This window comes from Micromonospora sp. NPDC005806, assembly GCF_042871425.1.
In the GTDB taxonomy this organism is placed as follows: Bacteria; Actinomycetota; Actinomycetes; order Mycobacteriales; family Micromonosporaceae; genus Micromonospora.
In genome coordinates, this window is the sequence record NZ_JBIAIL010000024.1 from 12093 (window position 1) to 24650 (window position 12558).

The following is a 12558-nucleotide window of genomic DNA, read 5'->3' on the forward strand; positions in this document are numbered from 1 at the left end:
GCACCTGACGCAACCCCGGGGTCCGCGCGCACCCGCTCAAGATCCGCGCTGATTCACGGAAAGAGTGCCCACTCCGGGTCCGGAGGCCACTATTTCCGTGACAGAGGCCCTTCGGGCGGCGCGGGTGCTGGTGGGCGGTGCGTCAGCGGAGGTAGGCGAGGATGCCGGGGAGCGGGTCGGTGTCGACGGCGGTGTCCACCACCAGGCGCGGGCCGATGATCGGCTCGTACTCGGCACGGCGGACCAGGGTCTGCTCCCAGGTGGGCAGCAGCGGGTCCGGCTCGGCGGGGAGCCGGGCCTCGACCCGGCGGCGGTGCTCCGCCTCGTCCCCGCAGTGCACCTCGATCACCCGCAGCGGCACGCCGGCCCGCTCGGCCAGGTCGTGCCAGAGGCCGCGGGCGCTGGCCACCGGGTTCACCGCGTCCACCACCACGCTCAGCCCGAGCTCGAGCTGCACCTCGGCGAGCCCGGCGATCGCGCCGTACGCGGCCATCCCGGGCACGTCGCCCAGCAGTCCGTACCGGCCCAGCGCCCGCTCCACCGGGGCGACCGGCAGGACCGGGGCGCGCAGCGCGGCGCCGACCCGGGCGGCGAGGGTGCTCTTGCCCACGCCGGGCAGCCCGGCGAAGGCGACGAGGATCGGGCCGCCCGCGCCCGGGGGCACCGCGCCGGGGTCCACTCCCCCGTTCGGGACGGATCCGGCGGAACTCACGGCAGCAGGTGCGGCCGAACGTCGTCGGCGGCCTCGTCGCCGTACGACTCGGCGAGCCGCTTGACGAACAGGTCCCGGCGGACCTCGTACTCCTGGCCGCCGAAGTTCTCCAGCACCAGGGTGGCGAGCAGGCAGCCCACCTGGGCCGCCCGGGCCAGGCTGACCCCCCAGTTCAGGGCGGCGAAGAAGCCGGCCCGGAAGCCGTCGCCGACGCCGGTCGGGTCGATCGCCTGGATCTCCCGGGCGATCGGCACGTGGATGGTGTCGAAGTCCCGGCCGGCGATCTCCACGCCCTGCTTGCCCAGCGTGGTGACCCGGACCTTCACCCGGTCCAGCAGCTGTGCGTCGCTGAGACCGGCCTTGCTCTGCAGCAGCGACTTCTCGTACTCGTTGGTCATCAGGTAGTCGGCGCCGTCGACCAGGCTGAGCACGTCGGCGCCGTCCATCCGGGCGAGCTGCTGCGACGGGTCGGCCACGAACGCGTAGCCGCGCTGCCGGCACTCCGCGGAGTGGCGGATCATCGCGGCCGGGTCGTTGGCGCTGACTAGCACCAGGTCGAGACCGCCGAGTCGCTGCGCCACCGGGGCCAGCTCGATGTTGCGGGCCTCGCTCATCGCACCGGCGTAGAACGAGGCGATCTGGCACATGTCGGTGTCGGTGGTGCAGACGAACCGGGCGGTGTGCGCCACCTCGCTGACGTGCACCGAGTCGCAGTCCACGCCGTGCCGCTCGAGCCAGGACCGGTAGTCGGCGAAGTCCGCGCCGACGGCGCCGAGCAGCACCGGGCGCAGGCCCAGCTGGGCCATGCCGAAGGCGATGTTGGCGGCGGTGCCGCCGCGCCGGAGCACCAGCTCGTCGACGAGGAAGGACAGGGAGACCTTGTCCAGTTGGTCGGCGATGAGCTGGTCGGCGAACCGGCCGGGGAAGCTCATCAGGTGGTCGGTCGCGATCGAGCCGGTCACGGCGATCTTCATGTCAACCCTCGTGGTCGGGAGCACGGCGCCGGTCAGCCTACCGGTCGGTCCGGTCGCCGGACGGGGGTCGGTGGCCAACCGGTCGACCACCGCACATCCGGACGTCACCGCACGGACACCCACCGGAGAAGACAGAACGGCGGGCCCACCCCGGGTGAGGGGCGGTCCCGCCGTTTCCGTCAGTCATCCGTCGGCCCGTGCGGGCCGGCCGCGTCGGCTCAGCTGAAGGAGTCGCCGCAGGCGCAGGAGTTGCCGGCGTTCGGGTTGTCGATGGTGAAGCCCTGAGCGTCGATCCGGTCGGCGAAGTCGATGGTCGCGCCGGCCAGGTAGGGGGCGCTCATCCGGTCGACGACTACCTCGACACCGTCGAAGTCGGTGACGATGTCACCGTCGAGCGACCGCTCGTCGAAGAACAGCTGGTACCGCAGGCCGGAGCAGCCGCCCGGCTGCACGGCGACCCGGAGCCGCAGGTCGTCGCGGCCCTCCTGCTCGATCAGGGCCTTGACCTTCTGCGCCGCGACGTCGGTGAGGACGACGGTGCTCGGGGCCTTGGCCTCGGTCGACTCGGTCTGCGCTGGCGTGGTCACGTGGAAATCTCCCTGCGCGGTAAGGGTCCGGACGCACTGGCCAACGCCGCGCGTCCGCCAGTCATTCCCGGTGTGGTCCAGATCCGATCGTACGCCGCTCACCGTCCGGTCACCCGTCGGCGTGACCACGGACTCGTCAGGTTCGGCGGGCGGCCGGCGGGAGCGCGTCGGGTCAGGCGGCCGGCGGGCGCTCGGTGGTGAACGAGTCGACGTCCACCGCGCCGCCGCAGGCCGACCAGCGGCCCCGGGCGACCAGGTGCCCGGCACCGCCCGGCGGGGTGAGCCAGAGGGCGTCGGCCGGCGGGTCACACGGCGCACCCTCGCCGTCTCCGCGTGCGACGTGGTTGAGGTTCACGGCGGTCCAGGCCGTGCCGCCCGGGCGCAGCACGACGCGGTGCGCGGCGAGGTGGTGCCGCACCTCCACGGGGAGTGCCCGGCCGGCGGCGTCGGCCAGCCGGATCTGCGGGAAGCCGGAGAGGGAGCAGCGCCGCCCGGACCGGTTGGTGAGGGCGAGGTAATCGGTCTCGCTGCCCATGTGTCCGGACGACCCGGCGGGCGCCACCGACAGGTCTGCGGTCCGGCAGCTCGGGATCGCCGCCGGGGAGGACGGCGTCGGCCGGGCCGGCGAGCTCGTCGGGCCCGCCGTCGGCCGGGCCGGAGGGCTCGTCGGGTCGGCCGGGACCGACCCGGTGGGCGATCCGGCCGGCGCGGCGCCGGCCGGCCCCGGCGCCCCGTCCTTGCCGGTGGTGCAGCCGGCGCCGCCGAAGGCGACGACCGCCGCACGGGCCACCAGCAGCGCGGCCAGCCGGGCGGGCCGGCGTCCCGTGTCGTTCCCAGTCATGGTGTGCCTCCCTGTCCGGTCCTCCTCGGCACACGTGCCGGCAGCAGGGGGCGTTGCGGGACCGAACGGTCGGGTACGCGACTCAGCGCGCCGGGAGGCGGCGGGCGGGCGTCAGCGGCTCCACTGCCGGGCCAGCCGGACACCGAGCGCCCGGAGCCCCTCCCCGGGCCGGCCCATCGCGGCCTCCACCCCGCCGCGCTCCTCGCCGCCGAAGTGCTCGACCAGGCTGTACGCGTCGGTCACCCCGGCCGCCGCGGCCTCCCGCCGCCCGGTGCTCACCCGGCCCGCCAGCACGACGCAGGGGACACCCCGGTCCCGGGCCGCGCCGGCCACCCCGGCGACCACCTTGCCGCGCAACGACTGGTGGTCGAAGGAGCCCTCCCCGGTGATCACCAGGTCCGCCGAGTCCAGCGCGGCGTCCAGCCCGATGGCCCGGGTGACCAGCCCGATGCCGGACTCGCACCGGCCGCCGAGGGCGAGCACCGCCGCGCCGAGCCCGCCGGCCGCCCCGGCGCCGGGCAGCGCGGCGAATCCGGGCGGACAGCCGGGCAGTCCCCGCTCCAGCACGGCCGACCAGCGCTCCAGCGCGGCGTCGAGCAGCAGTACGTCCTCGCGGCTGGCGCCCTTCTGCGGGCCGTACACGTTGCTGGCCCCGTGCAGCCCGAGCAGCGGGTTGTCCACGTCTGTGGCGGCGACCAGGGCGGCGCCGCGGACTCGGGGCGCGCCGTCCAGCGCGGCCACCGCGGCGAGGGCCGCCCCGCCGTACGGCAGGGCCCGGCCGGCCTCGTCCAACGGGGTGAGGCCGAGCGGGGTGAGCATTCCGGCGCCGCCGTCGTTGGTGGCGGAACCGCCCAGCCCGATCACCACGGTCCGCGCCCCCGCCTCGACGGCGGCGGCCACCAGCAGCCCCAGCCCGTACGAGGTGGTGGCCTTCGGGTCGCGTTCGGCGGCCGAGAGCAGGTCCAGCCCGCAGGCCTGGGCACTCTCCAGGTACGCGGTGCCGTCGTCGGTGAGCAGGATCTCACCGGCGGCGGGGCGGCCGAGCGGGTCGACGGTCGGCACGGCCAGCCGCCGCCCGCCGAGCGCCTCGGCGAGCACGGCGACGAACCCCGGCCCGCCGTCGGCGAGCGGCCGGATCAGCAACTCGTCGCCGGGGGCCACCTCCCGCCAGCCCTCGGCCACCGCGGCGGCCACCTCCTGGGCCGGCAGCGTGCCGGCGAACTTGTCCGGGCAGAGCAGCACACGCATGCCGAGCAGTGTGGCAGGCCACACCGGCGGCGGCGGTACGGCGGCCGTGCTGTGGAACCATGGGAGGCGTGACTTCGACCTGGGTTGAGCCTTCCAACACCGCCACTGCGCTGCTGCTGCTGGGCCGCGGCAGCGACCCCGCCACCGAGCGTGGCGTGGAGTGTCCGGGTGACCTCCCCGCGCCGAGCGACCCGGACCTGGTGGCCCGGGCGGCGGCGGCCAAGGCCGCCCTCGGCACGAAGGTCTTCGTGCTCGGCCACCACTACCAGCGCGACGAGGTGATCCAGTTCGCCGATGTGACCGGCGACTCGTTCAAGCTGGCCCGGGAGGCGGCGGCCCGCCCCGACGCGGAGTACATCGTCTTCTGCGGCGTGCACTTCATGGCCGAGAGCGCGGACATCCTCACCTCGGACAACCAGAAGGTGATCCTGCCCGACCTCGCCGCCGGCTGCTCGATGGCCGACATGGCGGTGCTGTCGCAGGTCGAGACCGCCTGGGACGTGCTGACCGAGCTGGGCATCGCGCAGGACACCGTCCCGGTGACCTACATGAACTCGTCGGCCGACATCAAGGGCTTCGTCGGCCGGCACGGCGGCGTGGTCTGCACCTCGTCGAACGCGAAGCGGGCCCTGGACTGGGCCTACCAGCAGGGGTCGAAGGTGCTCTTCCTCCCCGACCAGCACCTGGGCCGCAACACCGCCGTGCTGGAGATGGGCTACTCGCTGGACGACTGCGTCCTCTACGACCCGCACAAGCCCAACGGCGGGCTCACCCCGGAGCAGCTCCGCGACGCGAAGATGATCCTCTGGCGCGGGCACTGCTCGGTGCACGGCCGCTTCACCCTGGACAGCGTCAACGACGTCCGGGAGCGGGTGCCCGGGGTCAACGTGCTGGTCCACCCGGAGTGCCGGCACGAGGTGGTCACCGCCGCGGACTTCGTCGGGTCCACCGAATACATCATCAAGACCATCGAGGCGGCCCCGGCCGGCTCGGCGTGGGCGGTCGGCACCGAGCTGAACCTGGTCCGCCGGCTGGCGCTGGCCCACCCGGACAAGCAGATCATGTTCCTCGACCGGGCGGTCTGCTACTGCTCGACGATGAACCGGATCGACCTGCCGCACCTGGTGTGGGCGCTGGAGGAACTGGTCGCCGGTCGGGTGGTCAACCAGATCACCGTCGACCCGGACACCGCGCACCACGCCCGGGTCGCGCTGGACCAGATGCTCGCCCTCCCGGGCGCCTAATCACGGACAGTGACCGCACTGGTACGGAAAAGCGCAGGAACCCCCGGTTCATGCCCTCGCTGGTGATGTGACCGATTCCATTTTCGTCACGGAGGGCTATGCTGCCGGGGCGAGGACACGCGCGGGCCGTTTTCACATGGCCGCGTTCCGGGTAGCGATGCAGATCGTGCACCCCACTCATTACACGGCAGCACCAACGCGCTGGAGGTTGCGTTGACCGACGACGTCCTGGTCGTACACGGAGGCACTCCGCTCGAAGGGCGGATCCGCGTGCGCGGCGCGAAGAACCTCGTGTCCAAGGCCATGGTCGCCGCCCTCCTGGGCGACACCCCCAGCCGGCTGTTCGACGTGCCGCGGATCCGGGACGTCGAGGTGGTCCGCGGGCTGCTCGGCCTGCACGGGGTGAAGGTGAGCGACGGCGAGGAGGACGGCGAGCTCATCTTCGACCCGTCCAACGTCGAGAGCGCCAGCACCGACCAGATCAACGTGCACGCCGGTTCCAGCCGGATCCCGATCCTGTTCTGCGGGCCGCTGCTGCACCGGCTCGGCCACGCCTTCATCCCCGACCTGGGCGGCTGCCACATCGGCCCGCGCCCGATCGACTTCCACCTCCAGGCGCTGCGCGAGTTCGGCGCGACCGTCGACAAGACCCCGGAGGGCCTGCACCTGTCGGCGCCGAACGGGCTGCACGGCACCAAGTTCGCGCTGCCGTACCCGAGCGTGGGCGCCACCGAGCAGGTCCTGCTGACCGCGGTGATGGCCGAGGGCGTGACCGAGCTGCGCAACGCGGCGGTCGAGCCCGAGATCATCGACCTGATCTGCGTGCTGCAGAAGATGGGCGCGATCATCAAGGTGCACACCGACCGGGTGATCGAGATCCAGGGCGTGAAGCGGCTCAGCGGCTACACCCACCGGCCGATCCCGGACCGGATCGAGGCGGCGAGCTGGGCGGCCGCCGCGCTGGCCACCCGCGGCCACGTCGAGGTGCTCGGCGCCCAGCAGGCCGACATGATGACCTTCCTCAACATCTTCCGCTCCGTCGGCGGCGAGTACGAGGTGACCGACCTCCGGCCGCCGCGGGCCGGCAAGCCGGGCCAGGAGGGCGGCATCCGTTTCTGGCACCCGGGCGGCGAGCTGAACGCGGTGGCGCTGGAGACCGACGTCCACCCCGGCTTCATGACCGACTGGCAGCAGCCGCTCGTGGTGGCGCTGACCCAGGCCCGGGGCCTGTCGATCGTCCACGAGACCGTCTACGAGCAGCGGCTCGGCTACACCGAGGCGCTGAACTCGATGGGCGCCAACATCCAGGTCTACCGGGACTGCCTGGGCGGCACCCCCTGCCGCTTCGGCCGGCGCAACTTCAAGCACTCGGCGGTGATCGCCGGCCCGAGCAAGCTGCACGCGGCCGACCTGGTCATCCCCGACCTGCGGGCCGGGTTCAGCCACCTGATCGCCGCCCTCGCCGCCGAGGGCACCTCCCGGGTGTACGGCGTCGACCTGATCAACCGCGGCTACGAGGACTTCGAGGCCAAGCTGGCGGACCTGGGCGCGCACGTCGAGCGTCCGTAACGTCACACCGCTCTTTCCGCGCCCGGTGCACCCGCGATGTGCACCGGGCGCGCCTGTTTGGCTACCCTTCACGGGTGCCGTCGCTGTTTCGCCGAAAGCCCGCCGACCTGGTCGATGAATCCGTCACTCCGGTGACGACCGACGAGGCGCCCACCGCTGCCCGCCCCCGGGGCTACACGGCCGCCAAGGGGCGCGAGACCCCGAAGCGGCCGACCGCCGGCCGGCGTCCGAACGCGCCGACCCGGCCGCTAACCAAGGAGGAGGCCCGCGAGCAGCGCCGCACGGCCCGCGCCGAGGCGGCGGCGGAGTTCCGGCGCGAGGGCGGCCCGCGCGACCGCGGTCCGGAGCGCCTGCTGGCCCGCAACGTGGTGGACTCCCGGCGTACGGTCGGCACCTGGTTCTTCGGCGGCGCGCTGATCGTGCTGGTCGGCTCCAACCAGGCCATGCCGCCGATCGTCCGGCTGCTCTCCAACGTGCTGTGGGGCCTGTTGGCGCTCGGTGTGGTGGTCGACTCGTTCCTGATCTCCCAGAAGATCAAGAAGCTGGTGCGCGAGCGCTACCCGAAGAGCACCGAGAAGCTCGGCTCGCTCTACTTCTACGCGATCATGCGCTCGATCACGTTCCGCAAGATGCGCGCGCCGGCGCCCCAGGTCAACATCGGCGACAAGATCTGACCGGGCCGAGCCCGGACTTCGACAACTCCAGCTCGGCTGGCGGCCATAATTCGGCCTCCGCGCCACCAGGCGGCGTTCCGGACCGAATGAAGGCCGGTCTGTCGCCGCGCCGCGACCTGGAGCCGTCGCCGGCCCCTTCCCGCCCTCGCGGGGAGGGGCCGAATCATGCCACCCCGAGCAGTCGCAGCAGAGCGGTGGTGCCGGCCGCCGCGACCACGACCAGGACGAAGGGCGCCCGCCGCCAGGCGAGCACCACCCCGACGAGCACCCCGGCGGGCCGGGCGTAACCGGCGAAGCCGCCGGCCTCGGTGAGCGCGGCGGTCGCCACCAGGGCGGCCAGCAGGGCGGCGGCGGCGACCGGCAACAGCAGCCGGGCCCACTCGGGCAGTTCCAGCCGGTCACGCAGCAGCACCCCGGCGACCCGGAAGCCGTAGGTGCCGGCGGCGAGGGCGAGGATCACGGCGATCAGCACGACGCCTCCCCGGTCCGCACCACGTTCCCCGCTTCTTCGGCGCCGGCCGGCGCCGGCCGGCCGCCGTCGGCCGGGTCGCCCTCGGCGCCGGCCCGGCGGCGCCCGCGTACCGCGGGGGCGACCAGCCCGGCGAGCGCGAGCAGCACCGGCAGCCCGGCCGGCAGCACCGGGGTGGCCAGCACGGCCAACCCGGCGCCGGCCAGCGCCACCCGGCGGGTGTCCCGGTCGCCCAGGCTCGGCAGCAGCAGGGCGGCCAGCCCGGCCGGGAACGCGGCGTCGAGCCCGAGGGCGGCCGGGTCGCCCACCGCGCCGCCGGCCAGCACGCCGAGCCCGGTGCCGACGTTCCAGGCCAGGAAGAGCAGCGTGCCGGCGAGCCAGAACGCCCACCGGCGCCCCGGCCCGGCCGGTCGGGCCAGGGCGAAGGCGGTCGCCTCGTCGGTCATCAGGTGACTGCCGAGCAGCCGCTGCCAACGCCGTGGGCCGAGGGTCGCGCTCAAGGCCAGGCCGAACGGCAGGTGCCGGGCGTTGAGCAGCAGGCCGGCGAGGACCGCCGCGAGCGGGCTGCCGGCGGCGACCAGCCCGACCGCCATGAACTGCGCGCCGCCGGCGTAGACGAGGACCGACATGGCGAGGGTCGCCCAGACCGGTAGCCCGGCGGCCACCGCCATGGCGCCGAACGAGGCGCCCACGGCGATCATCGCCGCCCCGATGGCGGCGACGTCGCGGAGCATCGTCGCGTCGCCCGTTCGATATGCCGTACGCATGGTTCACTATCCTGAACACGAACCCCCTGTTCGTCAAACCGAACAAGTAGAACGATGGAGCGAACAATGGCGGTCGACCCCGCTCCCCCGCTGGCCACCATCGCGGCCGCGCTGCGCCGTGAGCGCGACCGGGCGGGCATCTCGCTGACCGAGCTGGCTCGCCGCGCCGGCATCGCCAAGTCGACCCTGTCCCAGCTGGAGTCCGGGGTCGGCAACCCGAGCGTGGAGACGCTGTGGGCGCTGGGGGTGGCGCTGGGCGTGCCGTTCAGCCGCCTCGTCGAGCCACCCACGGCCGCCGTCCGGGTCGTCCGCGCCGGCGAGGGCCCCCGGATCCGCTCCGAGCACGCCGACTTCAGCGCCACCCTGCTCGCCGCCGGCGCAGCGCACACCCGCCGGGACGTCTACGTGATGGAGCTGGAGCCCGGGGCCGTCCGGGTGGCCGAGGCGCACACCCCGCGCAGCGTCGAGCACGTCGTGGTCGCGGCCGGGCGGATGCGCCTCGGGCCGGAGTCCGACCTGGTCGAGCTGGGTCCCGGCGACTACGCCACGTTCCCCGGCGACACGCCGCACCGGTACGAGGCCCTGGCCCCGGGCACCTTCGCGGTCCTCGTCATGGAGCACCCCTGACCCACGGCTCAGCCGACCTCGGCCGGCGCGCGGTAGAGCCGGGCCACGACCTCCTCGATGTCCGGCTCCACGATCGAGATGTCCCGCAGCGTGGCCAGCCCGGCCAGCCCGGCGACCACCTCGGCGACGCTCGCCGACTCGAGCGCGAAGACCAGCCGGTGCCCGTCGGCCTCCACCCGCGCCAGCGGGGCGCCCGGCAGCACCGGCGGCTCGGGCAGTGCGGCGTCCAACTCGGCGACCACCATCCGGCGGGAGCCGTAGCGGCTGTGCAGGGCGGCGATCGAGCCGTCGTGCACCACCCGGCCGTGGTCGATCACCACCAGCCGCCGGCAGAGCCGCTCGATGTCGGCCAGGTCGTGGGTGGTCAGCACCAGGGTGGTGTCACCGGCCCGGCCCAGCTCGGCCAGGAAGCCCCGGACGGCCTGCTTGCTCACCACGTCCAGGCCGATGGTCGGCTCGTCCAGGAAGAGCACCTCCGGGCCGTGCAGCAGCGCGGCGGTCAGCTCGCCGCGCATCCGCTGGCCGAGGGAGAGCTGCCGGACCGGGGTGTCCAGGAACTCGTCGAGGTCGAGCAGGCCGCGGCAGCGCGCCAGCCGGGCCGCGTGTTCGCCCGCCGGCACCCGGTAGACGTGCCGGAGCAGCGCGAACGAGTCCCGCAGCGGCAGGTCCCACCAGAGCTGCGACCGCTGCCCGAACACCACGCCGATCCGCAGCGCCAGCCGGGTCCGCTCGGCCACCGGACGCAGCCCGCAGACCCGGGCCTCGCCCGCCGACGGCATGAGCACCCCGGTCAGCATCTTCAGCGTGGTCGACTTGCCCGCGCCGTTCGGACCGATGTAGCCGAGCATCTCGCCCCGCTCCACCCGCAGGTCGATCCCGTCGACCGCGGTGACCGTGCGCTTCTCCCGCCGCAGCCGCCCGGCCTTCACCCGGACCGTGAACTCCTTGCGCAGCCCGCTCATCTCGATGACGCTCATGACCCCGTACTCCGGTAGTGGCGGATCCCGACCCGCCAGGCCAGGGCGGCGATCGCCGCCGCGACGACCGCGACCCCGGGCGCGGCCCAGCCGACCCAGGCCGGCAGGCCGAGCGGGTCGGCCCGGCCGAGCAGCGCCAGCGCCGGGTGGTAGCTGACGAAGGCGAAACCCATCCCGTACGCGAAGAGCGCGCGGAACCAGCCGCCGTAGACGGTGACCGGGTACGACGTGAAGTCGCGCCCGCCGTAGGTGACCGAGTTGGCCAGCTCACCCGAGTCGATCCAGTAGAACGACACGGTCGCGGTGGTGACGAAGACCGCGCCGAAGAAGACCACCCCGGCGAGCGGGGCGACCACCACCAGCGCCGCCCGCCCCGGCGTCCAGTCGATGCCGGCCGACGCCACCGCCGCCACCAGCACCACCAGCCCGAAGAGCACCCGGGACACCTTGCGCAGCGGCAGGTCCATCAGCAGCAGTTGGGGCAGCGCGGCCAGCGGGCGGACCAGCACCGCGTCGAACAGCCCGGTGCGGACGTACCGGGGCAGCCGCTCGATGTTGCCGACCAGCAGGTCCGCGGTGGCGAACGCGAACGACGACAGGCCGACGATGACCAGCGTCTCGCGGAGCGTGAAGCCGCCCAGCTCCCGGGTGACGCCGAAGAGCACCAGGACGGTGACCACGTCGAACACCGTCGCCCCGACGTTGCCGACCAGGTCCACCACGAACGACGTCCGGTACGCGGCCTGCGAGCGCGCCTGCGCCCCGAGCAGCGCCCGGTACGCGGTCAGCAGGCCCGGCCGCCGGCCGGCCGGCTCCGGCCCGCCCGGCCGCTCCGGCCCGCCGGTGGCGGGGGCCGGCCCGGTCAGGGTCCCCGGCTCAGCCACCCTGCACCACCAGCCGGCGCTCGGCCCGGCGCTGCACCAGCCGGCAGAGGGCGAGCAGCGCGACGGCCCAGCCGACCTGCACCCCGACCAGGCCGAACTGCACCGGCGTCGGATCCCGCTCGACCAGCACGTCGAGCGGGATCTGGAGGAGGCTCGGGAACGGGGTGCCGTACCGCAGCACGGCCTCCAGCCAGCCCGGCAGGAAGCCCAGCGGGAAAGTAGAGCCCGGCGAGCACGCCGGAGCAGAGCGTCCAGAGGATCAACGGACCCCGGACGTCCTGCAGCCAGTACGCGGTGGCGTTGACCAGGTAGCGGCAGGCGAAGCAGACCACCACGGCGAGCAGCACGGAGAGCGCGAACAGTGGCAGGGTGCCGGGGCGGCGGGGCAGGTACACGTCGAAGAAGAACAGGCCGATCAGCACCGGCGGCACCAGCCGGGACAGCGAGGCGAATCCGGCCCGGCCCAGGTCGGTGGCGAGGTAGCTGGTGACCGGGTGGACCGGACGGAGCAGGTCGGCGGCGATCTCGCCGGTGCGGATCCGGTCGGCCAGCTCGGTCCAGCCCCAGATCGCGACGACCGCCAGCAGCCCCTGCCCGACCCAGACGAAGGTGGCGAGCTGGGCTCGGTCGTAGCCGGCGACCCGGCCCGCCGCGCCCGCCGCCGCGAGGAAGATGTAGTAGCGCAGGAAACCGAAGACGCTGTTGGTGACCACGCCCGCCACGGCGGCCTGCCGGTAGGTGGCGTGCCGCCGGAAGCCGGATGCCACTATGGCGGTGAATGTCCGAAACCATCGGGTAACGTTTGGGTCCGTGGGCGGTGCCACAGTGGCGGTGACAGAGCCCACGCCGCTACCCTCCTTCCGCAGCCACGACGTGCCGGACCGGGCGACTCTACCGGCACGCCCGGCGCCCAGCGCGACAATTTCCAACGAGGTGACACCGCCGTGAGCGAGCGACGCGAGCCGGCCCCGAGGCCGCGCCGCGC

The 12558-nt window shown here is 73.9% G+C and carries 13 protein-coding genes and 1 pseudogene; 4 read left to right on the forward strand and 10 right to left on the reverse strand.

Annotation, left to right across the window (positions count from 1 at the left end):
• Window positions 1–142 precede the first annotated feature (142 nt).
• The 5 genes from ACFYOS_RS23045 to ACFYOS_RS23065 form a co-directional block, all read right to left on the reverse strand.
• Complete coding sequence (locus ACFYOS_RS23045) at window positions 143–712, reverse strand: AAA family ATPase (RefSeq protein ID WP_387145125.1); 570 nt, start codon at window positions 710–712, stop codon at window positions 143–145.
• Entirely contained in the window at window positions 709–1686 is a 978-nt protein-coding gene (locus tag ACFYOS_RS23050; protein WP_387145128.1) for a carbohydrate kinase family protein, read from the reverse strand. The genes ACFYOS_RS23045 and ACFYOS_RS23050 overlap by 4 nt, the downstream gene beginning before the upstream one ends.
• Before the next feature lie 218 nt (window positions 1687–1904).
• The gene (erpA, locus tag ACFYOS_RS23055; protein WP_073833647.1) at window positions 1905–2273 is read right to left on the reverse strand and encodes an iron-sulfur cluster insertion protein ErpA; all 369 of its coding nucleotides are present in this window, start codon (window positions 2271–2273) and stop codon (window positions 1905–1907) included.
• 172 nt (window positions 2274–2445) lie between these two features.
• The gene (locus ACFYOS_RS23060; protein WP_387145132.1) at window positions 2446–3114 is read right to left on the reverse strand and encodes a DUF4232 domain-containing protein; all 669 of its coding nucleotides are present in this window, start codon (window positions 3112–3114) and stop codon (window positions 2446–2448) included.
• Between the two features lie 111 nt (window positions 3115–3225).
• The gene (locus ACFYOS_RS23065; protein ID WP_387145134.1) at window positions 3226–4362 is read right to left on the reverse strand and encodes a glycerate kinase; all 1137 of its coding nucleotides are present in this window, start codon (window positions 4360–4362) and stop codon (window positions 3226–3228) included.
• Window positions 4363–4430: 68 nt separating this feature from the next.
• Between ACFYOS_RS23065 and nadA the strand changes: the two genes are divergently transcribed.
• The 3 genes from nadA (at window position 4431) to ACFYOS_RS23080 (ending at window position 7849) form a co-directional block, all read left to right on the forward strand.
• A complete protein-coding gene (gene nadA / locus ACFYOS_RS23070) occupies window positions 4431–5606 on the forward strand; it encodes a quinolinate synthase NadA (RefSeq protein WP_387145140.1) in 1176 nt (391 codons plus the stop codon).
• 213 nt (window positions 5607–5819) lie between these two features.
• Complete coding sequence (murA, locus tag ACFYOS_RS23075; protein WP_387145142.1) at window positions 5820–7175, forward strand: UDP-N-acetylglucosamine 1-carboxyvinyltransferase; 1356 nt, start codon at window positions 5820–5822, stop codon at window positions 7173–7175.
• A 74-nt stretch (window positions 7176–7249) separates the two neighbouring features.
• A complete protein-coding gene (locus ACFYOS_RS23080) occupies window positions 7250–7849 on the forward strand; it encodes a DUF3043 domain-containing protein (RefSeq protein ID WP_387145145.1) in 600 nt (199 codons plus the stop codon).
• A gap of 163 nt (window positions 7850–8012) precedes the next feature.
• On the opposite strand, the gene ACFYOS_RS23085 is transcribed toward ACFYOS_RS23080, so the two are convergent.
• Both ACFYOS_RS23085 and ACFYOS_RS23090 read right to left on the reverse strand, forming a co-directional pair.
• Complete coding sequence (locus ACFYOS_RS23085) at window positions 8013–8321, reverse strand: AzlD domain-containing protein (RefSeq protein ID WP_387145148.1); 309 nt, start codon at window positions 8319–8321, stop codon at window positions 8013–8015.
• Entirely contained in the window at window positions 8315–9085 is a 771-nt protein-coding gene (locus ACFYOS_RS23090; RefSeq protein ID WP_387145151.1) for an AzlC family ABC transporter permease, read from the reverse strand. The genes ACFYOS_RS23085 and ACFYOS_RS23090 overlap by 7 nt, the downstream gene beginning before the upstream one ends.
• 66 nt (window positions 9086–9151) lie before the next feature.
• On the opposite strand from ACFYOS_RS23090, the gene ACFYOS_RS23095 reads away from it, so the two are divergent.
• Window positions 9152–9712 carry a helix-turn-helix domain-containing protein gene (locus ACFYOS_RS23095; RefSeq protein WP_387145154.1) on the forward strand — a complete coding sequence of 187 codons (561 nt, stop codon included), beginning with the start codon at window positions 9152–9154 and terminating at the stop codon, window positions 9710–9712.
• 8 nt (window positions 9713–9720) lie between these two features.
• On the opposite strand, the gene ACFYOS_RS23100 is transcribed toward ACFYOS_RS23095, so the two are convergent.
• The 3 genes and pseudogenes from ACFYOS_RS23100 to ACFYOS_RS23110 all read right to left on the reverse strand — a co-directional run bounded on the left by ACFYOS_RS23100 (window position 9721) and on the right by ACFYOS_RS23110 (window position 12418).
• Window positions 9721–10689 (reverse strand): ATP-binding cassette domain-containing protein, encoded by a 969-nt coding sequence (locus tag ACFYOS_RS23100; RefSeq protein ID WP_387145157.1) that lies wholly within the window; start codon window positions 10687–10689, stop codon window positions 9721–9723.
• Window positions 10686–11477: an ABC transporter permease gene (locus ACFYOS_RS23105; protein WP_387145371.1), complete on the reverse strand. Its 792-nt coding sequence runs from the start codon at window positions 11475–11477 to the stop codon at window positions 10686–10688. The genes ACFYOS_RS23100 and ACFYOS_RS23105 overlap by 4 nt, the downstream gene beginning before the upstream one ends.
• Before the next feature lie 88 nt (window positions 11478–11565).
• Window positions 11566–12418: pseudogene (locus ACFYOS_RS23110) on the reverse strand (ABC transporter permease).
• Between the last annotated feature and the right edge of the window lie 140 nt (window positions 12419–12558).